The sequence below is a fragment of the Microtetraspora fusca genome (assembly GCF_001570365.1).
Lineage (GTDB): Bacteria > Actinomycetota > Actinomycetes > Streptosporangiales > Streptosporangiaceae > Microtetraspora > Microtetraspora fusca.
In genome coordinates this window covers 35,704-59,224 of record NZ_BBYK01000075.1, presented here as the reverse complement: position 1 = coordinate 59,224, position 23,521 = coordinate 35,704, and the positions used below count along the sequence as shown (strand labels likewise).

22 protein-coding genes are annotated in these 23,521 nt (G+C 70.9%); 13 read left to right on the top strand and 9 right to left on the bottom strand.

Features of this window, described 5'->3' with window-relative positions; all coding sequences use genetic code 11:
* On the top strand, positions 1-1,119 hold the full coding sequence (locus AWQ68_RS35365; RefSeq protein WP_066949482.1) for a sensor histidine kinase: 1,119 nt from the start codon (positions 1-3) through the stop codon (positions 1,117-1,119).
* Complete coding sequence (locus tag AWQ68_RS35360; RefSeq protein WP_066949480.1) at positions 1,119-1,772, top strand: response regulator; 654 nt, start codon at positions 1,119-1,121, stop codon at positions 1,770-1,772. Before AWQ68_RS35365 ends, AWQ68_RS35360 begins: the two co-directional genes overlap by 1 nt.
* Before the next feature lie 19 nt (positions 1,773-1,791).
* Here AWQ68_RS35360 and AWQ68_RS35355 read toward each other — a convergent pair whose 3' ends face one another.
* Positions 1,792-3,075, bottom strand: a complete 1,284-nt coding sequence (locus AWQ68_RS35355) for a serine hydrolase domain-containing protein (protein ID WP_157546232.1) — start codon at positions 3,073-3,075, stop codon at positions 1,792-1,794.
* Positions 3,076-3,195: 120 nt separating this feature from the next.
* On the bottom strand, positions 3,196-3,630 hold the full coding sequence (locus AWQ68_RS35350) for an Lrp/AsnC family transcriptional regulator (protein WP_066949474.1): 435 nt from the start codon (positions 3,628-3,630) through the stop codon (positions 3,196-3,198).
* Here AWQ68_RS35350 and AWQ68_RS35345 point away from each other — a divergent pair.
* Positions 3,620-4,405, top strand: a complete 786-nt coding sequence (locus AWQ68_RS35345) for an SMP-30/gluconolactonase/LRE family protein (protein ID WP_084464762.1) — start codon at positions 3,620-3,622, stop codon at positions 4,403-4,405. The two genes, AWQ68_RS35350 and AWQ68_RS35345, sit on opposite strands and share 11 nt — an antisense overlap.
* Before the next feature lie 108 nt (positions 4,406-4,513).
* Here AWQ68_RS35345 and AWQ68_RS35340 read toward each other — a convergent pair whose 3' ends face one another.
* The 3 genes from AWQ68_RS35340 to AWQ68_RS35330 form a co-directional block, all read right to left on the bottom strand.
* Positions 4,514-5,431 (bottom strand): hypothetical protein, encoded by a 918-nt coding sequence (locus AWQ68_RS35340; RefSeq protein WP_218007178.1) that lies wholly within the window; start codon positions 5,429-5,431, stop codon positions 4,514-4,516.
* A 287-nt stretch (positions 5,432-5,718) separates the two neighbouring features.
* Positions 5,719-7,080, bottom strand: a complete 1,362-nt coding sequence (locus AWQ68_RS35335) for a CBM35 domain-containing protein (RefSeq protein WP_066949472.1) — start codon at positions 7,078-7,080, stop codon at positions 5,719-5,721.
* A gap of 71 nt (positions 7,081-7,151) precedes the next feature.
* A complete protein-coding gene (locus AWQ68_RS35330) occupies positions 7,152-9,689 on the bottom strand; it encodes a PQQ-dependent sugar dehydrogenase (RefSeq protein ID WP_218007177.1) in 2,538 nt (845 codons plus the stop codon).
* Between the two features lie 195 nt (positions 9,690-9,884).
* Between AWQ68_RS35330 and AWQ68_RS35325 the strand changes: the two genes are divergently transcribed.
* Both AWQ68_RS35325 and AWQ68_RS35320 read left to right on the top strand, forming a co-directional pair.
* A complete protein-coding gene (locus tag AWQ68_RS35325) occupies positions 9,885-10,235 on the top strand; it encodes a MerR family transcriptional regulator (protein WP_066949469.1) in 351 nt (116 codons plus the stop codon).
* Positions 10,232-11,206, top strand: coding sequence for an aldo/keto reductase (locus tag AWQ68_RS35320; RefSeq protein ID WP_066949467.1), 975 nt, complete (start codon positions 10,232-10,234; stop codon positions 11,204-11,206). Before AWQ68_RS35325 ends, AWQ68_RS35320 begins: the two co-directional genes overlap by 4 nt.
* 53 nt (positions 11,207-11,259) lie before the next feature.
* Here the strand turns inward: AWQ68_RS35320 and AWQ68_RS43815 are convergent, their stop codons facing one another.
* Positions 11,260-11,892 (bottom strand): TetR/AcrR family transcriptional regulator, encoded by a 633-nt coding sequence (locus tag AWQ68_RS43815; RefSeq protein ID WP_066949464.1) that lies wholly within the window; start codon positions 11,890-11,892, stop codon positions 11,260-11,262.
* Between the two features lie 214 nt (positions 11,893-12,106).
* Here AWQ68_RS43815 and AWQ68_RS35310 point away from each other — a divergent pair, with 214 nt between their 5' ends.
* The 4 genes from AWQ68_RS35310 to AWQ68_RS35295 all read left to right on the top strand — a co-directional run bounded on the left by AWQ68_RS35310 (position 12,107) and on the right by AWQ68_RS35295 (position 15,241).
* Positions 12,107-13,120: an aromatic ring-hydroxylating oxygenase subunit alpha gene (locus tag AWQ68_RS35310; protein WP_066949461.1), complete on the top strand. Its 1,014-nt coding sequence runs from the start codon at positions 12,107-12,109 to the stop codon at positions 13,118-13,120.
* 27 nt (positions 13,121-13,147) lie between these two features.
* Positions 13,148-14,083: a PDR/VanB family oxidoreductase gene (locus tag AWQ68_RS35305; RefSeq protein ID WP_066949458.1), complete on the top strand. Its 936-nt coding sequence runs from the start codon at positions 13,148-13,150 to the stop codon at positions 14,081-14,083.
* 128 nt (positions 14,084-14,211) lie between these two features.
* Complete coding sequence (locus AWQ68_RS35300) at positions 14,212-14,616, top strand: RidA family protein (protein ID WP_066949565.1); 405 nt, start codon at positions 14,212-14,214, stop codon at positions 14,614-14,616.
* A gap of 55 nt (positions 14,617-14,671) precedes the next feature.
* Complete coding sequence (locus AWQ68_RS35295) at positions 14,672-15,241, top strand: DJ-1/PfpI family protein (protein WP_066949455.1); 570 nt, start codon at positions 14,672-14,674, stop codon at positions 15,239-15,241.
* Between the two features lie 124 nt (positions 15,242-15,365).
* Here the strand turns inward: AWQ68_RS35295 and AWQ68_RS35290 are convergent, their stop codons facing one another.
* Entirely contained in the window at positions 15,366-16,523 is a 1,158-nt protein-coding gene (locus tag AWQ68_RS35290) for a serine hydrolase domain-containing protein (RefSeq protein WP_245656417.1), read from the bottom strand.
* Positions 16,524-16,711: 188 nt separating this feature from the next.
* Here AWQ68_RS35290 and AWQ68_RS35285 point away from each other — a divergent pair, with 188 nt between their 5' ends.
* From AWQ68_RS35285 to AWQ68_RS35275, 3 genes are all read left to right on the top strand, one after another.
* Complete coding sequence (locus tag AWQ68_RS35285) at positions 16,712-17,866, top strand: sensor histidine kinase (RefSeq protein ID WP_066949452.1); 1,155 nt, start codon at positions 16,712-16,714, stop codon at positions 17,864-17,866.
* Positions 17,854-18,498, top strand: a complete 645-nt coding sequence (locus tag AWQ68_RS35280; RefSeq protein WP_066949449.1) for a LuxR C-terminal-related transcriptional regulator — start codon at positions 17,854-17,856, stop codon at positions 18,496-18,498. Before AWQ68_RS35285 ends, AWQ68_RS35280 begins: the two co-directional genes overlap by 13 nt.
* A gap of 562 nt (positions 18,499-19,060) precedes the next feature.
* Positions 19,061-20,722, top strand: a complete 1,662-nt coding sequence (locus AWQ68_RS35275) for an alpha/beta fold hydrolase (RefSeq protein WP_066949446.1) — start codon at positions 19,061-19,063, stop codon at positions 20,720-20,722.
* A 117-nt stretch (positions 20,723-20,839) separates the two neighbouring features.
* On the opposite strand, the gene AWQ68_RS35270 is transcribed toward AWQ68_RS35275, so the two are convergent.
* Positions 20,840-21,370 carry a DEAD/DEAH box helicase family protein gene (locus AWQ68_RS35270; RefSeq protein ID WP_066949443.1) on the bottom strand — a complete coding sequence of 177 codons (531 nt, stop codon included), beginning with the start codon at positions 21,368-21,370 and terminating at the stop codon, positions 20,840-20,842.
* A 315-nt stretch (positions 21,371-21,685) separates the two neighbouring features.
* Here AWQ68_RS35270 and AWQ68_RS35265 point away from each other — a divergent pair, with 315 nt between their 5' ends.
* Positions 21,686-23,059, top strand: a complete 1,374-nt coding sequence (locus AWQ68_RS35265) for a serine hydrolase (protein WP_066949440.1) — start codon at positions 21,686-21,688, stop codon at positions 23,057-23,059.
* Here AWQ68_RS35265 and AWQ68_RS43110 read toward each other — a convergent pair.
* Positions 23,040-23,384, bottom strand: a complete 345-nt coding sequence (locus tag AWQ68_RS43110) for a hypothetical protein (RefSeq protein ID WP_066949437.1) — start codon at positions 23,382-23,384, stop codon at positions 23,040-23,042. The two genes, AWQ68_RS35265 and AWQ68_RS43110, sit on opposite strands and share 20 nt — an antisense overlap.
* Positions 23,385-23,521 lie beyond the last annotated feature (137 nt).

The window sequence follows — 23,521 nt, the reverse complement described above, 5'->3', positions numbered from 1 at the left end:
ATGAATGCGGGGGTCAGGAGGCTGGCCGGCGACGTCGCGCTGGCCGTGGCGGTGGGCGTGGTGGGCGTCGGCAGCGACCTGGCGATCAACGGGGCGGTGCCGATGGCGCTGGTCCCCGAGGTGCGGTGGCACGGGATCTGGGTGCAGATCGCCGGCGCGGCGCTCCTGCTCGTGCGGCGGCGCCTCCCCCTCGCAGTGGTCCTGGCCACGATCCCGCTCTGCTATGTCGAGGTGCCGCTGTCCATGCCGTTCGCGCTGTACTCGCTCGGCGCCCATCGAGGCGACCGGCGGCTGCTGCTCGCGGTGTCCGCGCTGGCGCTGCTCGTGCTGTGCCATCTGTGGGAAGCCCGCGACTTGAGCACGCTGCTGCAGATCGTCTCGATCTGCGGCCTGATCGTGGTGCCCGCCACGCTGCTCGGCCTGTACGCCGACACCCAGCGGCGGCTCAACACGGCGCTCGCCGAGCGGGCCGAGCGCGCCGAGCGCGAGCAGCGGCTGCTGGTCGAGCAGGCCAGGGCCGAGGAGCGCACCCGGCTCGCCCGCGAGATGCACGACGTGGTCACCCACCACGTCAGCCTGATGGTCCTGCAGGCGGGGTCGCTGCGGATGGCCGCGCCCACCCCGGAGGTGCGCGCCGCGGCCGAGGAGCTGCGCACGACGGGCCGGCGCGCGCTCGGCGAGTTGCGCGAGGTCGTCGGGGTGCTGCACGACAGCGAGCCCGCCGACCTCGCTCCCCCGCCGAGCCTGCTGGACGTCTCCCGGCTCGTCGCCGAGTCCGGGCTGCGCGTGTCGCTGCACCAGGACGAGGGGATCGAGGTGTCGGCGCCGCTCGGCCGCACCGCGTACCGGGTCGTGCAGGAGGCGCTGACCAACGCGCGCAAGCACGCCCCCGGCGCCCCCGTGCGCGTACGGCTGAGCCGCCACGAGAGCGGGGTGCGCGTCGCGGTGAGCAACCCTGCCGCGGCCGCGCCGCCGCCCGAGGACCTGCCACCGTCCGGTGCCGGGCTGCTCGGGCTGCGACAGCGGGTGGAGTTGGTCGGCGGCGTGTTCTCCGCGGGCCCGACCGAGGACGGCGGCTTCCGTTTGCTCGCGACGCTGCCCGGCAAGGGGGAGGCGTGATGATCAGAGTGCTGCTGGTGGACGACGAGCGCATCGTCTGCGCCCACCTGCGCGCGATCCTGTCGCGCGCCGACGACCTGGAGGTGGTGGGCGAGGCCTACGACGGCGCCGAGGCCGTCGAGGCGATCGTCCGGCTGTCGCCCGACGTCGTGCTGATGGACATCCGGATGCCCGGCGTGGACGGCCTGGCCGCGACCGAGCGCGCCTGCGCGCTGCCCGACCCGCCGAAGATCATCATGCTGACCACCTTCGACCTCGACGAGTACGCGGTGCGGGCGATGCGCGCGGGCGCGTTCGGCTTCCTGCTCAAGGACACCGACCCCGAGGACCTCGCCGGCGTGGTCAGGGTCGCCGCCGAGGGCCACGCGGTCATCTCGCCGGCCATGGCGAGGCGGCTGTTCTCGGCCTTCGCACCCGGCGAGCCGGCCAGGCGCGCCGCGCGGGCGCTGGTGGCCGGGCTCTCCGAGCGGGAGACCGAGGTGCTGACCTGCCTGGCGGAGGGGCTGTCCAACGCGGGGATCGGGGGCCGGCTGTTCCTGAGCGAGACGACGGTCAAGGGATACGTCTCGCGGCTGCTCGCCAAGCTCGGCTGCGCCAACCGCACCCAGGCCGCGCTGCTGGCCTACGACGCCGGCCTGATCTCCCGGGAGTGAGCCCCGTCCCTGAGCGGGGTCACCGGACCCTGCGGGCGGCGAACGCCCCACTGACCAGGCGTACGGCGGTGCCGTCCTCGACCACGAAGGCCAGATCCCAGCCCCGGCCGCCCGACAGGTCCACCTCGGGCAGGAACCGGTCCCCGTCCAGCGGCAGCAGCGCGACCGGCGGACTCGTCCGCCCGGTCGCCGCCTCCTCCAGTGTCACGGTCAGCACGCCGTCCGCCGAGGTCACGTCGTAGCGCAGGTCGCAGGCGGCGTAGCGCCCCTCGTACCGGCCGGGGTCGGCGGTCCGCCGGGTGACCGGTTCGACGTCCGCCGGAGCGGAGCCGAGCACGTAGGCGGCCACCTCGGCGGCCAGCGGGTAACCGGCGTGCGGCGTGTTGCACACCACCGCGACGACGGTGCCGGTGGACGGCGCCCACAGCAGCGTCGAGGAGCCGCCGAGGTTGGTCCCGCTGTGCCCGAAGACCTCCAGCCCGGAGAAGTCCCGCCGGTACGGCCCCAGGCACCACTCGTCCGCGAACCGCCTGGTCGGCAGCGCCACCTGGGGGACCTGCATCGCGGCGCACGCGCCGGGCGAGAGCACACCGCCGCCGTCGCGCAGGAACAGCTCGCCGAACCGGGCGAGGTCGGCGGCCGTCGAGCACAGCGTGCTCCCCGCCGGCCCCGAGCCGCGGGCCAGTGCCCACGGCCGCACCACCGAGCCGTCCGGCGCGTGGCCGACGGCGATCCGGTGGTAGGGCAGCTCCTCCCACAGCGTGAGGCGGTCTCGCAGGCCGAGCGGCTCGAACACGCGGCGCCGCAGCGCCTCGTCCCAGCTCAGCCCGGTCATCCGGGCGACCAGCGCGCCGGAGACGACCGTCGAGGCGTTGCTGTACGAGTAGCCGTTCCCCGGCGCGAACAGCATGTCCATGTCCGCGAACGTCGAGAGGTAGCCGAGGGGGTCGTCGTGGTCGCCGTCGTAGCGGCCGTTGTCGATCCCGCTGGTCATGGAGAGCAGGTGGCGCGGCGTCACCGACCGGGCGGCTTCCTCGTCGGCCAGCCGCAGCTCCGGCAGGTAGCGCCTGACCGGGGCGTCCAGGTCCACCAGGCCCTCGTCCACGAGGGTCATCACCAGCACCGCCGTGTGCAGTTTCGTGGTCGACCCGATCTGGATCAGGGTGCGCGGGTCCATCGGGATGCCGAGCTCGGCGTTGGCCGTCCCGGTCGCCGCCACGCGCAGCTCGCCCCCGGCGATCACGGCGGCCTGCGCCCCGGTCACGCCGAGGCGGCGGGCGGCCTCGGTGAGCATGTCCTTCATGGCGATCGAGTCTCGGCGCTCCGCGTCCGCCCGATCAAGATCGGGAGGGCGCTCCCCGACCTTCGGCACGGCCGGTCCCTACCTTCGTGTGGCCGGCCCCTTCCGTACGCGCCTTGTCGGTCACGGGCGCACCGGGCGTTCGAAGAAGGTCTCCAGCACGACGATCGCCTGGGTATTCGCCACTCCCTGGATGCCGTAGATCCGCCGCAGCACGTCCTGGAGCTGCTCGGTGGTCGCCGTACGCACCTTCACGAGCACCGACGCCTCCCCCGCGATCACGTGCGCCTCCATGATCTCCGGGATCCCGGCGAAGGCGTCCCCGGACTCCCCCATCCACGCGTCGGCGCCGACCATCACGTACGCCAGCACCGGCCGGTCCAGCGCCACGGGATCCACCTCGACCGTGGTCGCCCGGATGACCCCGCGCTCGCGCAGCTTGCGCACCCGCTCGTGCACCGCCCCGCCCGACAGCCCGACCGCCCGCCCCAGCGCCGCATAGGACTGCGCGGCGTCGCGCTGCAGCTCGGCCACGAGCGTGCGATCGATGTCGTCCAACGTCTACTTCCCCGCGGGGCGCTATCTGATCTGGAGCGACATCCCCAACGACCGGCTGCTGCGCTGGGACGAGACCACCGGCGCCGTCGGCGTCTTCCGCACCCCGTCGGGCAACGCCAACGGCAACACCATCGATCTCGAGGGCCGGCTGATCACCTGCGAGCAGGGCGCCAGACGGGTCACCAGGACCGAGCACGACGGCACCGTCACCGTCCTCGCCGACCGCTACCGGGGCAAGCGCCTCAACAGCCCCAACGACGTGGTGGTCCGCTCGGACGGCACGATCTGGTTCACCGACCCGCGCTACGGCATCACCGGCTACTACGAGGGCAGCCCGGCCGAGAGCGAGATCGGCGGCGACCACGTCTACCGCCTCGACCCCGCCTCCGGTGAGCTGTCGATCGTGGCCGACGACTTCGTCCGGCCGAACGGCCTGGCCTTCTCGCCGGACGAGTCGCTGCTGTACATCGTGGACACCCGCAAGCGGCAGCTGAGGGTGTTCGAGGTGACCGCGGAAGGGACTCTGGCGGGCGGCAAGGTCTTCGCCGAGGCCTGGTTCGACGGGATCCGCCTCGACTGCTACGGCCGGGTGTGGGCGGCGGCCATGGAGGGCCTCCACTGCTACGACCCCGACGGCACCCTGATCGCCCGCCTCCGCCTCCCCGAGTCGGCCTCGAACCTCACCTTCGGCGGCCCCAAGCGCAACAACCTGTTCATCACGGGCTCGGGCGGCGACCTGTACTCGATCCGGGTGACCTTCGCCGGGGCCGGGTGAACCACGTGGTCCCCGACCCACTCTCCTTCCAGGCACCCCCGTGGCGAGGAGGGGAAGCCGGGGCGGGGGACGGTGACGGGCGCGCGTCGACCGAACGCGAATCACGAATCACCGCACCCCGCTCCGGCGCGGCCGCGCGACCTTGAGCAGCGCGGCGAGCATCACGATTCCGGCGGTGATGCTCAGCCCGTACTGGACGACGGAAACGGCCGGATATTCGGCGCCCGCGTAGCGGCCCGGCCGGAGGAGGGCCCACGGGAGCTTCCACGCCGCCCACGCGAACAGCGAGCCCGACGACGTGAAGGCCACTGCCATGGGGATCCACCGGGGCATCCTTGGCCGTCCTGTCGCGACCGTGCGGATCGCGGCGGCGCCCATGACGGCCCAGAGCGCGGAGTTGCCGGCGAGCAGCCGTCCGTCGGCGTTCATCAGGTCGCGGTGTGCGGGGGCGAGGCCGAGCGTTCCGCCCGCCGCCCAATGCGCCCAGAGGAGGGCCAGTGCCGCGACCAGGATGTACAGAGCTCGCAGATGGGATCGGCCGAGGGGCACCGGCCGGTGGTCACCGACGCGTCCGAGGAACGCGGCCGGCCACCTTTCCCGGATGTAGATGGGGAGCGCTATGGCCAGCCCCAGGGCCATGCCCCCGAATCCGATGCCGATGAAGGCCATCTCCCAGGACGGGACGGCATCCCCGCCACCGGGGTCGCCGCCTCCCCCGCCTCCTCCGAGGACCGCGCCGAACAGCATGTAGGGGATCATCGGTATGAGGAACCCGGCCGCCATCCAGGCGAAGAAGACCAGCGGTGGCGCCGGGACGCGACGTGCCCGTCGTTGCGCGAGGACCAGCCCCAGAACGACGCCGACGACCGACATGGCGACGGTGACCGCGTTCAACAGAACCCAGTCGGCGCCATCGGTGAAGGCGGACGGCGTGCTCCCGAGCAGCGCCGCCACCACCCAGAGGACCTTCACCAGGAGATAGAGCGACAGCGACAGGGCGGCGCCGTAGCCGGCCACTACGCGCACCGCCGTCCATTTGGCACCGATCTGGCCCGTCTCAACCGGTGTCGCGGTGCCGCTCACCGATACGTCCAACCCGTGTTCATGGTCGAGATGCTTCCGGTGGGCACCCGGCACCCGCCTCCCCCACGGGAGCCGTTCGCCTCCCCCACACGGGGGAGCACGCGAAGAGCCGTCCCGATGGACGTTCTGTGGCCGGGGGAATGATCAAGCAGCCGCGGACCGAGCAGGTGCACCGTGAGGCCATCCGTTGCGGGCGGGTGGCCTCACCGCGACCTCATGCCGATGTCGGCTCACCCTGTGTACTGGGCGAAGATCTTCGTGTAGGCGTACGCGGACTGGGAGACGCCGCTGCAGGAGTCGGCGTCGGAGCCGGAGCCGCACTGCCGGTCCCGGTTGACCGACCAGAAGGTCAGGCGGCCGATGTGGTGCTGCCGCGCGTACGACAGCATGGTCTGGAAGTCGGTCGTCGTGACGGTCTCGTCGGCCTCGTCGGTCTTGCCGTTCATCGAGGAGAGGCCGATGCGGGTGTAGGCGACCGCGTCGCTGTAGCCGTACGCGCTCTTGACCTTGGCCTTCAGGCCCTCCATGGCGCTGACGGTGGCGGCGCCCATCGTGCCGGTGTGGCCGCCGAAGTCGAACGGCATGATCGTCCAGACGTCGTTGTCCAGACCGGCCGCCGCGCCGCGGTTGATGAGGTCGGCGCCGGTCGAATCGGGTCCGTTCGGCGTGGTGCCCATCGTGATGATCGTCTTGATGCCGGGATTGTTCGTCTTGACGATCTTCAGTGCGTCGATGACGCGCTGCCGCACGCTCGCGGTGGTGAACTCGGTGTCCTCGATGTCGATGTCGATGACCTTCAGCTTGTACGCGTTGATCACCTTCTGGTACGCCCCCGCGAGGGCGGACGCGCTGGAGCACTTCTCCCCGAGCTTGGCGCCGCTCCAGCCGCCGAACGAGACGACGATGTCGCCGCCGGCCGCACGGATGGAGTTGATCGCGGTCTGGTCGGCCCCTCCGGTGAGGGCGCGAGCGCCGTCCCACTTCGGGTTGCATGTGCCGTCGGAGAGCATGAAGGCGAGCGTCAACCACGTGATGCCGGTCGCCGACATCACGCTGGCGGGCGGCTGCGGGTTGCCCCATCCGAGGTACTCGTACGGCGCGACCGCCATGGAGGGGCCGCCGCCCGTGTCCGAGGTGACGACGGTGAGCTTGTCGACGTTCGGACCGCCGGTCGCCGTGGTGGCGGTGGCCCGGATCGTGTTGGCGCCGGCGTTGAGGGTGGCGGAGACCGAGGCGTCGGCCCAGGTGTCCCAGTTCGCCGTGGCCGGGAAGGACGTCGAGCCCGCCGAAGCCCCGTTGACGGTGATGTCCATCGGCCGGTCGGCGGTCGTGCCGTTGGCGTACCGGAACGTCAGCGTCGCCGGCCCCGCGGACGCGGCGGTGACCGTCCACTGGACGTAACCGCCGGCGGTGTTGACGTAGTCGACGAACCCGGTGCCGGTGTACCCGGTGTGGTTCGTCGCCACCGACGCCTGCGACAGCGTCGCGTCCTCCGCCTGGTACACGGTCGACGCGCCCTGCGCGGGCGACGCCAGGGAGCCGAGCGATCCGGCCAGGACGACGCCGAGGACGCATGCGAACAACTTGCGCACGTGACACTCCTACTGGGTTGGGGGGTGGCGCGGGTCCCGGACGCGTTCCGTCCGGGACCCGCGGGCGGGCGTCAGCTGATGGCGATCCGGAAGATCTTGTCCGCGCCGTTGGCGGCGCCGCCGTTGTTGTCGGCGTTGGTGGTGGTCAGCCAGAGCTGGTCGGCACCGGGGACCTTGACCACGGTCCGCAGCCGGCCGTACGCGCCGACGTAGTAGGCGGTGGCGGTGCCGACGTTCTCGGTGTCGCCGCTGATCGGGATCCGCCAGAGCCGCTCGCCGCGCAGCGCCGCCATGTAGATGACGTTGCGGACGATCGCGATGCCGCTCGGCGACGCGGTGCTCACCGGCCAGGTCGTCTTCGGATTGGTCATGCCGGAGACACTGCAGGTGCCCTCACAGGTCGGCCAGCCGTAGTTGTTGCCCGGCTTGATCAGATTGAGCTCGTCGGCCGAGCTGTCGCCGAACTCGGCCTCCCACAGCCTGCCGTTGCGGTCGAAGGCCAGGCCCTGCGGGTTGCGGTGGCCGTAGCTGTAGACGAGCGTCCCGAACGGGTTGCCCGGGGCGGGCGTGCCGTCGGTCTTCATCCGCAGGATCTTGCCGTTGAGCGAGCTCTTGTCCTGGGCGAGGCTCGACGTCTGCGCGTCGCCGGTGCTCGCGTACAGGTAGCCGTCGGGGCCGAAGGCCAGCCGGCCGCCGTTGTGGTACTTGTTCTTCTTGATCCCCTGCACCAGGATCGTGTAGCCGCTCAGCGAGGTGCCGTTGTAGGTCATCCGGACGATCCGGTTGCCCTCCGACGCGGTGTGGAAGAAGTACACGTAGTGGTTGGAGGCCCAGTTCGGGTCGACGGCCACGCCGAGCAGGCCGCCTTCGCCGCCGGTCGTCTGCACGTTCGGCACGGTGCCGACCTGGGTCCTGGCCCCGGCCAGGGTGACCTTGAAGACCTTGAACTGGCCGGAGGTCACCTTGTCGTCCCGTTCGGTGGCGAGCGCCGTCTGGCCGTCGGGCATCCAGTAGAGGCCCCACGGGATCGTCCAGCCGGACGAGATCGTCGTGATGCTCGACGGCACGCCGCCGTCCGCGGCGCCGCAGGCCAGGGTCCGGAAGCTCACCGTGTCGCTCGCGGCGGAGACGTTGCCCGCGGCGTCCAGGGCGACCACGGTGAGCGCGTACGGCGTGTCGCAGGCCAGGCCGGTGACGGTGGCGGAGGTGGCCGGCGGGTTGCCCGTGACCGTCTTGTACACCGAGGTGCCGCTGCGCACCTCGTACGAGGTGACCCCGACGTCGTCCGTCGATCCGGTCCAGGTGAGGTCGGCGCTGGTGGCCGTGACGTTGGACTGGGTCAGCGCGGTCGGGGCGGTGGGCGGCCGGGTGTCGGTGCTCGCGAGGGTGGTGCACGCCACGGTCGGGCTGCCGATCGACACGTTGCCGGCCGCGTCCCGGCCGAAGACGGACAGGCGGTACTGCGTGTTCGGAGTGAGACCGGTCAGACGTGTCGAGGTCTGGCTGCCCGGGGCCTCGGCCAGCTTGTTGCCGTCGTTGTAGATGTCGTACGCCACGACGCCGACGTCGTCGGTCGAGGCACCCCAGCTCAGGGTGAGCGCGGTGGCGCCGATGTCGCCGCAGGACGGCGTGCCGGGCGTGGTGGGCGGCCGGGTGTCGCCGGAGGCGGCCGTGACAGTGAGCTTGTCGACGTTCGGCCCGCCGCCCGCGGTGGTGGCCGTGGCGCGGATCGTGTTCACGCCCGCGTTCAGATTCGCGGTGACGGTGTCGTCGGCCCAGGTGTCCCAGTTCCCGGTGGCGGGGTACGCCCTGGAGCCGATGGCCGTCCCGTTGACCGCGATGTCCATCGGCCGGTCGGTGGTCGTGCCGTTGGCGTACCGGATCGTCAGCGTCGCCGGACCGGCGGACGCGGCGGTGACCGTCCACTGGACGTAACCGCCGATGGTGTTGACGTAGTCGACGAACCCGGTGCCGGTGTATCCGGTGTGGTTCGTCGCCACCGACGCCTGCGACAGCGTCGCGTCCTCCGCCTGGTACACCGTCGAGGGGACCGTGACCGTCACGTCCAGGTAGTCCAGGTTGGGGTTGCCGCCCGCCGAGGTCGCGGTCACCCGGAGCGTGTTGGCGCCCGCGTTCACGTTCGCGGTCAGGGTCGAGTTCGCCCACGTGTCCCAGTTGGCGGTCGCTCCGAACGACCGGTTGGCCGACACCACGGTCCCGTTCAGCGCGACGTCGGCCGTACGGGCGGCACCCGTGCCGTTGGCGTAGCGCAGCACCAGCGTCGCGGTGCCCGCCGCGGGCGCGTTGAACGTGAACTGCGTGTAGCTGCCGGCGACGTTGTCACCGTTGACGAACCCCGTACCGGAGTAGTTGAGATGATTCGCCTCCACGACCCCCTGCGAGATCGTGGCGTTCTCCGCCTCGTAACGGGTCGCCGCCGAAGCGGGCCCCGAGACGACGAGCTGGAAGCCGGCCAGCGTGGCCAGCGAGGCCAGGAGGATCGACGGACGTCGGAGACTTCGGGGGAACACCGTGACAGCCCTCTCCGCCGGACGGCGCGCCTTCGCTCCCCCGCGCGGGCGCAGGTCCGGCTGGTCATGGCGGGACACCAAGGTTAGGAAAGCTTCCTAACTTTCATTGCCAGGGAACAGCCCGAGCCGTTCGCCGTCAAGGCCCAAATTGCCGGCCCTGACCCCCTGACGACGTTCCGCGATCACCTGCGACGCCCCACGCGAATCACCGAACGTGCGGCCGGGGCCGTGCCGGTTTGACTTCGAGCGCACTCTAAGGGCGACCCTGGAGACATGACGATCCAGGAGGCCGCACGCAGGTCGGGGCTGAGCGCGCACACGCTGCGCTACTACGAGCGGATCGGGCTCATCCACTCCGTCGGCAGGAACGGCAGCGGACACCGCGACTACGACGAGCAGGACCTCGGGTGGCTCGACTTCCTCACGAAGTTGCGCTCCACCGGCATGTCGATCGCCGACATGTGCCGCTACGCCCAGTTGCTCCGCGCGGGCGCGCACACCGCCGGGGAGCGCCGCCGGATGCTGGAACGGCACCGCGAGAAGGTCGCGGCCCGGATCGCCGAACTCACCCAGGACCTGTCGGCCCTGGACTACAAGATCAGAACTTACCGGGAGACAGCATGATCAAGCGGACACTCGGAAAGGGCGGCCCGGAGGTCTCGGCACTCGGCCTCGGCTGCATGGGCATGTCGGAGTTCTACGGCCCGGCCGACGAGAAGGAGTCGATCGCCGTCATCCACCGGGCACTCGATCTGGGCATGAACTTCCTGGACACCGCCGACATGTACGGCACCGGACACAACGAGGACCTCGTCGGCCGGGCCGTCAGGGACCGCAGGGACGAGGTCGTACTGGCCACCAAGTTCGGCGTCAGGCGTGACGGAAACGTCCGTTCCATCGACAACACACCCGAGTACATCAGGGCCGCATGCGACGCCTCCCTCCGGCGGCTCGGCGTCGACCACATCGACCTGTACTACATGCACCGCCGCAACCCCGACGTGCCCGTCGAGGAGTCCGTCGGCGCCATGTCCGAGCTCGTACGGCAGGGCAAGGTCAGGCATCTCGGCCTGTCCGAGGTGAGCGCGGAGACGCTGCGCAGGGCGAACGACGTCCACCCGATCGCCGCCCTGCAGAGCGAGTACTCCCTGTTCACCCGGGGTTTGGAGAAGGAGATCCTGCCCACCGCGCGCGAGCTGGGCGTCGGGCTCGTGGCCTACTCCCCGATCAGCCGCGGCATCCTCACCGGCACCGTCCCTCCGGCCGACCAGCTTCCCGACGACGACTTCCGCAAGTGGGCACCGCGCAACCAGGGCGAGAACGCCGCGCACAACGCCGCCCTGGTCGCCGAGGTCCGGAAGATCGCCGAGGCGGCCGGGATCACCCCGGCCCAGTTGTCCCTGGCGTGGCTGCTCGCGCAGGGTGACGACATCGTGCCGATCCCGGGCACCAAGCGGCTCCGCTACCTGGAGGAGAACGCCGCGGCCGCCGGCATCACGCTGACGCCGGACCAGCTCACCGCGCTGGAGTCGGCCGTACCCGCCGACGCGGTGCGCGGCACGCGCTACGCGGACATGAGCAGCGTCGAGGCCTGAGCGCGTACCGGTGCCCGGACGACCGGGCACCGGTGCCGCCCCCGGCGGACCGATCAGCCGACCGTGGTCCGGTCGATCGCGGCGCGTACCCGCTCGGCGAACTCGGGCTCGAAGTACGGCATGAGCAGCAGCATGGAGTGGAGCACGCCCTCCCGCGCGTCGATCTCGTGCAGCCGGCTCTCCCCCCGGAACGCCACCGCGTAGCTGGTCCAGTTCCAGATGATGATGAAGACGTTCTCCGCCAGCCGCCGCCGGTCGCCGGGGGCGAGGGGCGTCATGGAGCCCTGCTCGATCAGGGCGTCGATCGCGCCGGTCGTCCAGTCGAGGATCCACCGGGTCAGCGCCCGCAGCCGGGACGCGAGCATGTCGTCCCGGCCCGCGATCTCGACGATGTTGGCGAAGAAGAAGCGATACCGCCAGACCGTGTCCAGGCCGTGCAGGAACACCTCGGCCCACTGCTGAGGGCTCACCGGCGTCGGCAGGGGGGCCATGACGGCACGGGCGTCGGCGTCGATCCGCTCGAACAGGGAGCGGATGATGTGCTCCTTGCTGCGGAAATGGTAGTAGAGGTTCCCCGGGCTCATGTTCAGGTGGTCCGCGATGTGGTTGGTCGTCACCGCCTGCACGCCTCTGTTGTTGAACAGTTCCAGGCTCCCGTCGAGGATCCGCTCCTTGGTGCCCGCCATCCGTCCTTGACCTCCGCTCATCGCGCTTCTCGTCACCGGCCTCGCCGGGACGCGGACCTGGATACAGATACGCCGCCATCGTTGACAGCGCCACTTTTAGAGCTAATACTCCAGACAAGCGGTTAGAGCTTTTACTCTAACTCTCCTTCCTTCCGGGAGCCGGCCTGTCTCCCGGACGTCTGCGACCGCCCCTCGTGCGGGATAGGGAGTCTCCATGTCCGCAGCCCCCATCGAGCGTTCCGCCTCCCCGGCCCGGCGCGTCCTCGCGCCGCCGGTCCCCCCGGAGGGAGAGGGCGGATTCTCCCGATCCTGGTTCCCGATCTGCATGTCCTCCGAGGTGCCCGCCGGAAAGGTCGTCGGGCGCGGCTTCCTGGACGGCAAGGTCGTCGTGTACCGGGGAGCCGACGGCGCGGCGCGGGTGCTGAGCGCGTACTGCCCGCACCTCGGCGCCGACCTGTCGGTGGGCGACGTCCAGGACGGGGAGCTCCGCTGCGCGTTCCACCACTGGCGCTTCGACGGCTCGGGCGCGTGCGTGGCCACCGGGTGCGGCGACCCCGCCCCGCCCCGCGCCCGGCTCTTCTCCTTCCCCGTCCAGGAGCGGTACGGGCTGGTGTGGGCGTTCAACGGCGAGACCCCCACCTTCGACCTGCCCGAGTTCCCGTTCCCCGACGGTGAGCTCGCCGTACGGACCCTGGAGCTGGACGACGTCTTCCCCGTCGATCCCTGGGTCTTCTGCGCGAACACGCCGGACGTCCAGCACATCAAGGCGCTGCACAAGATCACGTTCGACAACGGGGACCCCGACCCCGACGACTTCACCTGGACCGACCACTCGTTCCGCTACGCCTTCGAGGGGCGGCTGCCCTCGGGCGACCCCATCTCGTACGAGATCGGCATCACAGGAACGAACCTCTTCTACCAGTCGGGCTCGGTCAACGGCCGCTGGTTCGGGTTCATCATGCCCTTCGGCATCCCCTACCCCGGCGCGATCACCTCGTTCATGGTGCTGGCGGCCCGCGAGGCCGACGCCGAGCAGGGCGACACCGAGGCGTTCCTCGACGCCATCCAGGCCCTCGAGGAGAGCATCGTCGACGACGACCGCCCGGTGCTGAACACGATCCACTTCCGGCCGGGCACCACCACCCGCAGCGACAAGGCGCTCAACCGGTTCCTGCAGTACGTCCGCGACTTCCCGCGGACGCATCCGTCCCGTGACTTCATCAACTGACCCCGCTTCCCGGCACGGAGGGACGCGATGAGGGAGCTACGCGTCCGCCAGATGCGATGGGAGGCCGACGACGTCCTCTCCGTCACCCTGGTCGACCCCCTCGGCACGCCGCTGCCCTCATGGGAGCCGGGCGCGCACGTGGACCTGCACACGCCCGCGGGCGTCCGCCAGTACTCGCTCTGCGGAGACCCGCGCCGCGCCGACGAGTGGCGCGTCGCGGTCTTCCGCGAACCCGGAGGGCGAGGAGGGTCGGAGTGGGTCCACGACGCGCTCCGGGTCGGCGAGCCGGTCCCCGTCGGCGGGCCGCGCAACGCCTTCGCCCTCGTCACCGCGCCGCGCTACCTGTTCATCGCCGGCGGCATCGGGGTGACCCCCCTGATCCCGATGATCGACCACGCGGAGCGGGCCGGCGTGCCGTGGACCCTGCTCTACGGCGGCCGCCACCGATCGTCCTTGGCGTTCCTCGGCGAGCTCGCCGCGTACGGCGACCGGGTCAAGATCCGCCCAGAGGACGAGTACGGCCGGCTCGACCTGGCCGCGGAGCTGGACGGGCTCGCGGAGGGGACCGTGGTGTACTGCTGCGGGCCCCCCGGCCTCATCCTCGCGGTGGAGGGGCACCGCCCCGTCTGGCCGTCGGGAACGCTCCACGTCGAGCGTTTCACCCCCGCGGAGGTGGCCGGAGACCCGGCCGCCGACCGTGACTTCGAGGTCGAGCTGGCCCGCTCCGGCGTCACGCTCCTCGTGCCGGCGGGGACGTCGATCCTCGACGTGGTCGAGAACGCCGGCGTGGCCGACATCGGCAGCTGCTACCAGGGCACCTGCGGCTCCTGCGAGACGAAGGTGCTCGCGGGCAGCCCCGACCACCGGGACTCGGTGCTCTCGGCCGACGAGCGCGCCGCCGGGGCCAGCATGATGCTCTGCGTCTCGCGCTGCGCGTCTCCGCGCCTGGTCCTCGACCTCTGACCGACCGGCGACGGTCCGCGCTCCCGCCCATCCTCCGAGGCGCGCCGTGAAGCCGCGCCGTGGAGGCGCGCTGGAGGCACCCCGCCATCCCACGCATCACCCAACGAGCGACCACAGAAGGGATGCTCATGCCCACCCATCCCCCCGCGCCCGCCTACCTGGGCACGTCGGTCTTCGACACCTTCGCCTTCGCCCAGACCGTGGTCGTCGGCGACACGATCCACCTGTCCGGGATGACGCCGCTGCGCGGCGAGGTGGACGCCCTCGAACTCGTCTGCCCCGGCGACCTGCGCGGTCAGACCGAGTTCGAGCTGGACGTCCTGCGCCGCTCCCTCGAGGAGGTCGGCGCGAGCCTGGCCGACGTCGTGTCGGTCACCGTCTACACCACCGACATCGACGGGCTCACCGCGCACGCCGACCTGTTCCGCTCCAGTTTCGGATCGGCGCCACCGGCGGCGACCTGGGTGCAGGTGCAGCGGCTGCTGCACCCGGGCCAGCTCGTCGAGATCACCGCGACCGCCGTCAGGCGATAACCCCCGGGCCGGGAGCGCCTCCCGGCCCGTTTCCACCACCCCGCAGGAGAGACCCATGGCACGCGTGCTCATCATCGCCGGCGACGCCTCCGAGGCACTGGAGACCGTCTACCCCCACCAGCGCCTGCTGGAGGAGGGCTACGAGGTCCACCTCGCCGCCCCCACCAAGAAGAAGATCCAGCTCGTGGTCCACGACTTCGAGGAGGGCTTCGACACCTACACCGAGAAGGCCGGATACCTCTGGGACGCCGACATCGCCCTCTGCGACGTGCGGCCCGAGGACTACGTCGCCCTCGTCATCCCCGGCGGGCGCGCCCCCGAGTACCTCCGCTACGACACGCACGTGCGGCGCATCGTCGACCACTTCGTCGGCGAGCGGAAGGTCATCGCGGTCCAGTGCCACGGTCCGCTGATCCTCGCCGCGACCGGAGCCCTCAAGGGCCGCCGTACGGCGGGCTGGCCCACCATCGCGGCCGACCTGGAGGCCGCCGGGGCCCTGTACTCGGGCGACGAGGTGGTGATCGACGACAACCTCGTCTCCGGCCTCGCCTGGCCGGCGCACCCGGCGTGGATGCGCAAGGTCATCGCCCTGCTCCGGGAGCACGCGCCGGTGACCGCCGGCTGACCGGGAGCGTACCGGGAGCGTACCGGGAGCGCCGCGAACGAGGGGCGGGGCCGAACCCGTATCGGCCCCGCCCCGGAGGAAATTCGACGCTGATCGACTTGCGGCCGCTGGAGCCGCCGCGCGCTCAGGAGGTGCTCGCGCCGCTGTCGGCGTTCGGGGTCGTGCACAGCGCGTCGTCGACCAGCTTGCTCTCGGCCTGTTCCACGCGCAGGACGTGGTCCGCCGATTCGGCGAGTACGCCCGACAACGAGACAGTGACGCTGCGCCGGCCGTCGGCGGTGACACCGACGGCGCTGATCCAGCCGGAGTCACCGCCCTCATGGCCCCAGTACCTGCCGCCACACGACAGCGGGCGTGAGAAGACCCCCAGCCCGTCACGTGCGCCCGGCATGAGCGGTTCGAACTTCTTGCCGACTGGAATGGTCTGTTTCATCTGCGCCATCTGCGTCGGGGGCAGGAGTCGGCCGCCGAGCAGGGCGCGGAAGAATCGGTTGAGGTCGGCGGTCGTGGAGACGAGTCCGGCCTCTCCATTGCTGACCAGGCTGGCCTGCTCGGTGACGTCCACGAGTGGTTCGCCGGGCCGGAACCTCTGGTAGGTCTTGGCGTGTGGCTGGGGCAACTTGGGTGAAGTACCCGGCAAGAAGGTGTGATCGAGGCCGAGCGGCCGGACGATCCGATCCTGTACCTCCTTATGCCAGGGGTGCCCGGTGACCCGCTGGATGATCAAGCCGAGCAGGACGTAGCCGGTGTTGGAGTAACTCCAGTCCTTTCCTGGCCGGAAGTCCGGGCGGTGGCGCATCGCCCGGGCGACGGTCTGCTCGGGTGTGTAGGTGTCGTATCGGTGCTGGTAGAAGTTCTCCGCCGAGGTGTAGTCGGGGTAGTCGTCGTGGATGCCGCTGGTGTGCTGGAGCAGTTGGCGGATGGTGATCGCGCGGCCGTCATTGCCGTTTCCGGACACCACACCGGGCAGCCATCGCTCGACCGTGTCGTCCAGGGAGAGCTTGCCGTCGCCGGCCAACTGCAGGATCACGGTAGCCACGAACGTCTTGGTGACGCTGGCGATCCGGAAGTAGCCGTTCCGAGGGACCGGCCGCCGGGTCTTCAGGTCGGCGATGCCGCTGGTGGCGGTCAGGTTCCGGCCGCCAGGGGTGACCAGGCGGACCTGCACTCCCGTCACGCCGAGTGCGGTGATCGCATCGGCGTCCCGCTGAATCCGGGCCTGGTCGTCGCGCTGGCCGGCGGCGCTCGCGCCGGGCACGCTGGTAGAGAGGGTTCCGGCCACGATGGCGGCCAGAGCCAGGCTCCGTGGGAAGGATCGGCCGCGCCGCCGCGGTGAATGAATCGGTGAACTCGTCATGGGCGTTGACGCTAGGTCTGGCGGGGGGAAGCGGACGATACAGCTCACTAGCGAGAAAAAGGGGTAGTGGGCTGTAGTGCCAGGCCCGGTCGCCATGGCTCAGACTTGTGCGGATGAACCACCATGGGGCCAACCGGCTTTCGGCGATGTGGCGCGGCCTGGGCTATCTGCTGGGAAGCCTGTTCACCGCTGTGGTCGCCCTGTTCGCGCTGCCCGTACTCATCGTCCCGATGATGGCTCGCGCCTGGGCGTCCTGGCATCGTCGCCGCGCCGACCGGTTGCTGCTTTCTCCGCGTTCTGGTCCCGTCCGTGTCGGTACGTGGCGTGTTCTCGGGTGGCTGTGCACATGCATCGTGACCAGTCTGGCGTTCGGGCTCGTCGTGGTGGTGTGCGCGGGCAACGCGGTGGCCACGGCCGTCACGGTGCCCCTGTGGTGGGCGTTGCCCGCCGGCACCCCTGCGGGCGGCTTCGCCGCCGGTGTTCCGCTGTCCGGGTGGGGCACGGCGTTGACCCTGGGGACCGTACAGTTCCTCATCTTCGCGGCCCTGACCTACTGGCTGGTTCCACTGCTGGCGCGCCTGCACGCCCGGATCTGTGTTGCGTTGCTGTCCCCCTCGACCGCCGAGCGGTTGGCGCAGCGTGTGGAGACGCTGACCGAGACTCGGGCCGGCGCCATGAACGCGCACGGCGCGGAACTCCGCCGGATCGAACGCGCCCTGCACGACGGCACCCAGGCTCGGCTGGTGGCCATCGCGATGCGGCTGGGCGCGGCCCGTGAGTCGCTGAGCGAGGACCCCCAGACGGTGGACAGACTCCTGAGGGAAGCGCATGAGGGTGCCGAGGAGGCCATGGCGGAGCTTCGTGTGGTGATCCGGACGATCTACCCGCCGATCCTCGCCGACCGCGGCCTCGCCGGCGCGCTGACCTCCCTGGGGGCACGATCGGCAATCGACACCACCCTCGATATCGGCGACCTCGGCGCGATCCCCGCCGCGGTCGAGGCCGTGGCCTACTTCACCATCGCCGAGACGCTGACCAACGCTGCCAAGCACAGCCAGGCCACCCGGACCGCCGTCCGCGTCGCACGCGTCGGTGACCGGCTGTCGATCGAGGTCACCGACGACGGGATCGGCGGCGCCGACGAGACGCTGGGCACCGGCATCGCCGGAATCCGCCACCGCGTCCTGGCACTCGACGGCACCATCCGCATCGACAGCCCCACCGGCGGCCCGACCACGATCACTGTGAGCCTGCCATGCGCGTCGTGATCGCCGAGGACAACGTCCTGCTGTCCAGTGGACTGGAACTCCTGCTGACCGCCAAGGGCTTCCACGTCGCCGCGATAGCCCAGGACGCCCCCGGCTTCATCACCGCCGTCACCGAACACCGGCCCGACATCACCATCGTCGACGTACGACTACCGCCGACCTTCCGCGACGAGGGCATCCACGCCGCACTCCACGCCCGCCGCCAGCATGCCGGCCTGCCCGTGCTCGTCCTCTCCCAGTACGTCGAGCAGCAATACGCCGGCGAGCTGATCTCCGATGGACGCGGCGGTGTCGGCTACCTCCTCAAGGACCGGGTGAGCCGGGTGAGCGAGTTCATCGACGCCCTGCGGCGGGTCGCCGCCGGCGGCACCGTCATGGACCCCGAGGTGATCGCGCAACTCCTCACGCGGCACGCCCACGACCCGATCGCCGCCCTCACGCCGCGCGAACGCCAAGTGCTCGCCCTGATGGCCGAGGGAAAGGACAACGCCACAATCGCGGCCCGGCTCGTCATCACCGACAACGCCGTCCACAAGCACATCGGCAACATCTTCACCAAGCTCGGCCTTTCGCCGGCCGACAGCGGCCACCGCCGCGTCCTCGCAGTCCTCACATACCTCAGCCGCCGATGAGCCCCGTTTCTGACACCCGCCCGGAAGCCGGCCACACCGGTCCAGGTCGTCCTCGTGCGCCTTCCCCGTCAGAGCCGAGGCCACTCGTGCCGATCCCCGCGACGGCGGTGTCGTGAGGCTCCGGGTGGTCGTCGCCTACGAACGGCTGGTGTGCGCCAGCCTGCGGATGGTCGGATCACCGCGGCCGACCCCGAGGTGAAGGTGCTCATCCTGACCACCTTCGACCTGGACGAATACGTGTACGCGGGACTCCGGGCCGGAGCCACCGGATTCCTGCTCAAGGACGTCCCGCCCCGGGAACTGGTGGCGGCGATCGAGGTGGTCGCGGCAGGAGAGGCGCTCCTGGCGCCGCCGATCACCCGGCGGCTCATCGCCGACTTCGTCGGCCGCGCCCCCGCCCCCCGAAACCCGTCCATCCTCGATTCACTGACCAGACGCGAATCGAGGTGCTTGAGCTGGGCGACTCGGCCCCTGGTTCTACGCCCCTTGCAGGAGAAGGGGGCGCGAGTTCGGCTCCCTGGCAGGATGATCCGGACACCGGACAGGCCCGATCGTGGATGCCATGCGTTCAGTAACCAAGCGGACCACGGCGCTGGCGTCCGTGGCCATCACCGGAGTTGCCCTGCTCGGCGCCGCCCCGTCGGCCGCCGCGGCCGCAGAGTCCTGGTGTCCCGAGGTCCCCGGACACCGGGTGGAGTGCGACACGATCACCCGCCCGCTGGTGGCGGACAGGCCGGACCTGGGCACCATCTCGGTCGGCTACGCCGTCGTACGGCGCAGCGCGCTGGACCGTCCCGCCACCGGGACCATCGCCGTCAACCCCGGGGGTCCCGGCAACCCGGCGCTCCCCCTCACCGCGGCCTACGTCGGCCTGCTCACGCCGCTACTGGCCGATCACGACCTGCTGCTCGTCGATCCCCGGGGTACGGGCGTGTCCAGCGCCCTGGACTGCGGCATCACCACCGCCGACCTCCTGGGCACACCCCAGGAGCGGCGTACGGCCGTCGCCCGCTGCGGGAGCAGTCTGGGACCGCGCGCCGGGGGCTACACCTCCGCCGCGACCGCCGACGACCTCGACGCGGTACGGGCCCGGCTCGGGGCCGTCAAGCTCGATCTGGTCGGTGAGTCCTACGGCACCTACCTGATGCAGATCTACGCCCAGCGCCATCCCCGGCAGGTCAGGTCGATCATGCTGTCGGGGGTGCTCCCGCTCGACTTCGACACCTTCCAGCGGCCCAACGCCCGCGCCTTCACGACGACCCTGCGCCGGATCTGCGAGCGGAGCAAGGCGTGTGACGGCGCCGCCGCCGTACGTGACCTGCGGACATTCGCCGCCGCGGTCAGGAAGGAACCGGTCACCCTGTCGGTCAAGGTCGGTGCCGGGAAGCGCGTCGTGAAGTTCGGCGAGGAGTGGCTCACCCGGCTGGCCATCCAGAACTCCACCAGTGGAGCCGGGGCGGACCCCCGGGCGTCCTCGCTGATCGGCGCCTTCCCGGCCCTGTTGCACGACGCCGCACGCGGCGATTTCACGCTGCTGACCGCCGCCGTCCAGGAGGTGCTCGGGGACGGAGGGGAGGAGCCGAACTCCTCCCTGGGCATCAGCGTGGCGTGCAACGACTACCCCAGAGCCTGGTCCGTGGACGCCTCTCCGGCCCAGCGGCGCCGGCAGTACGACCAAGCGCTGGCCCGCACCGACCCCGCCGACTTCGGCGCCTTCAGCCCGGCGGCCTCGGCCGCGGCCACCTTCTGGTCGGGCGACATCTGCCTGGAGTGGCCACGCGGGACCGCGACCCGGCCCTCCCCTGTCAGCGACGACTTCCCCGACGTCCCGACCCTGGTGCTCACCGGCGACCTGGACGCGATCACCCCGGACTCCGACGCCGCCAAGGTGGCCCGCAGGTTCACGCGATCAAGGCTCATCTCCGTACCGAACCTGGGCCACGTCCCCGACCTGGACCCCAGCGGCTGTGTCTCTGGCATCATCGCCGGTTTCATCGCCAAGGGAACCCCCGGACCGACCGCCTGCCTGAAGCGGATCCCGCCCATCAGATCTAGCGAGAGGACTGCCAGGTTTACCCGGCAGGGGAATCGCTTCCTTGATATGGTTCTGTTGTTCGAAACGGGCAGGGCTTGTCCGTCGCCTACCTCGGCCGAGGGAAGCGAGAAGCCGCTCCCTTCAGGGAGCGGAGGAGTCACCAAGGTGGAACCCGCGGGGGGCATGTGACATCACCTCGGCCCCTCCGTTGAAGCAGGACAGGCCACCACGCGATCCACCGATCACGTGGTGGCCGTCGTCATGTCACGGGGACGTTCGGCTGTGGGGGTGAGGTCCGTACCCGCCCTACCAGTCGACCGCCTTGAGCACGGCGGCCGCCACGTCCGGTACGGCGAGATCGGTGGCGTCGACGACGACGTCCTCGACCTGCGCGTCGGTCAGGATCCGGTCGAGCTGTCCCGAGCGGTCGAGATGCCAGCGCAGATCGGCTTCCTGTCCCTCGTGGCGTCGTTCGAGCCGCCGGTGGACGACGGGGATCTCGACGCGGATCCGGCACACCGCGAGGTCGACGCCGACCGCCTCGCGGTACCGCGCACGCTCCTCCCCGGTCTCCGCCACCCCGGCCAGGACGAGCCGTTCGACCCCGGCGTCCCAGTAGTTGCGCGCGACGGCGCGCAGGTTGCGGACGGTCATCTCGAGGTTGAACGGATCGCCCGGAGGGGTGGGCCAGGACTGGCCGAGCCAGTCGAGGTCGACGACGGCGTTGGGTACCCCGGCGTCGGCGAGCAGCTCACCGACCGCCTCGGCCGCCGAGGTCTTGCCCGCGCCCACGGTTCCCGTGATCAGCAAGGCCCGGGACGGCTCGCGATTGCTCATCCGGTCATACTTCCATATTTCCGGACACGTCCGGGCGCCCCTCGAGCCGTCGTCCGCCCTGGTAAGGCGCTCGAAACCGGGCCTTCCACGGGGGGAGAAGGGCGGCACCCGGCTCGTCGGTACGGAGGGGGCGCCTACCACCATCGTCGTAGTCTCCGCGCCGATGATCGCGGCGAAAGTCGCACCGCGTAATGGATCTGCGAGCCGAGGAACCCCGGGGCCGCCGCCGGAAGCATGGTGGGCAGGCGTCGATCTCGGTCCCCTGACCGGGGCCGCGACGGCGCCCGTCCCCTTTTCCCAGACCGAGGTTCTCGCATGCACATCCGACCCCGTCCGGCGCGCGCTCTGATCCCGCTCGTCGCGGCGACCCTCGCCCTCGCGGCGTGCGGCACGGCGCCCGAGCGGCAACGCACCGCTCCCTCCTCGACCGCGACGGCTTCGCCCGCCGCGCAGGCGGCCATCCCGGCCACGCCGGTGGGCGACCAGCTCCGCTGGTTCCTGGCCGCCGCCGCCAAGCCGCCCATCCCCGAGGACCAGCTGACCGCGCACCTGAGCGCCGGCTTCCTCTCCCAGGTCCCGCCGGACAAGCTGAACGAGCTGTTCGGACGGCTCTCCGAGTTGCGCCTCGACCGCCTGACGGAGGTGAAGCCCACCTCTCTTGTCGGCCGCGTGATGGTCGACGGCGAGCCGCTGACGCTCTCGATCGCCGTCGACTCCGCCGGGAAGATCGACAAGCTCCTGCTGTCGGCCGCGGACCAGCCGTCCGCCGCTCCCATGCCGGCGAGCTGGGACGAGATCGACACCCGCCTGCGTGCCGTCGCCCCGGACGTCGGCTTCCTCGCGGCCGAGATCACCGCCGACGGCTCCTGCCGTCCGGTGCACGCGATCTCACCCGCCGTGGCCCGGCCGACCGGGTCGCTCTTCAAGCTGTACGTGCTGGGCGCCGTCGCGGAGCGGATCCGCGCCGGGAAGCTCTCCTGGGACACCCCGCTCACGATCACCGACCGGGTCCGGATCCCGCCCGGCGTCCTCTACGAGAAGCCCGCCGGCAGCGTGGTCCCGCTCCGCGAGGCCGCCAAGCTGATGATCTCCATCAGCGACAACGCGGCCACCGACCTGCTCATGGAGAAGGTCGGCCGCGCGGCGGTGGAGGCGCAGGTACGCAAGTGGTCGACGCACGCCTCGCTCAACATCCCCTTCCTCACCACGCGGGAGTTCGTCCTGCTGAAGGCGGCCGACTACCCCAGGCTCGCCGACACCTACGCGGGACTGAAGGGGGAGCAGCGGCGGCGCTTCCTGGAGACGACCGTCGCCCAGGCTTCCTTGGAGGGCCTGAAGGAGTGGACCGAGCCCCGCCACGTCACGTCGGTGGAGTGGTTCGGCTCTCCGAGCGACGTCTGCCGCGCCTACGCCGGCCTCGCAAAGCTGGACAGCGAGCCGCTCAACAAGGTCATGTCCGCCAACGACGCGGGTCTGGGCCTGGACCGCGAGCGCTGGCCCACGGTGTGGTACAAGGGCGGCTCCGAGGTCGGGCTCCTGACCATGGGCTTCCTCGCCCGCTCCGCCGAGGGCCGGACGTACGTCGTCACCGCCCTGACGTCCAACCCCCGTGCCGCCTACGACGAGGCGCGGGCCGCGAACGAGCTGCTCGCCCTGATCCGCGGCTCCTTCACCCTCCTGACCGGATGAGCCCAGCCGAGCCAAGCTTCCTGTCGCAGACGAGGCAGAACTCCTCGTTTCGCACCACCAAGACGTCGTTGTTCACCGCGTCCCCAAGCACGAGTTCCGGCTTAAGAAGTCCTAACAAAACATCTTCGCCCGTGTCCCAGGGGGTTGCGACGTCGACCTGCACCGCTCCGACCCGCTGCCGCTGCGCTGCTATTCCTTCCACCGCAACGCCGGCTTCCTCGCCCAGATGTACCTGAACGTCTACTTCGACGTCGGGCTGGGAGTGAACTACACCGGGGCGCACGGCGTGGCCGTCGTCGCCGAACGCCGGGAGCCTGCTCGCCACCGCGCGCGCGATCGGAATCGACGGCCGGTGAGACCTCGGCGCGACGCCTCCCCTGACGGAACCGTGATCAGCGTGAACTGATCGCGGCACCCTGAACGGAGTACGGCTCCCCCCCCCCCCCCCGGGGGGGGGGCCCG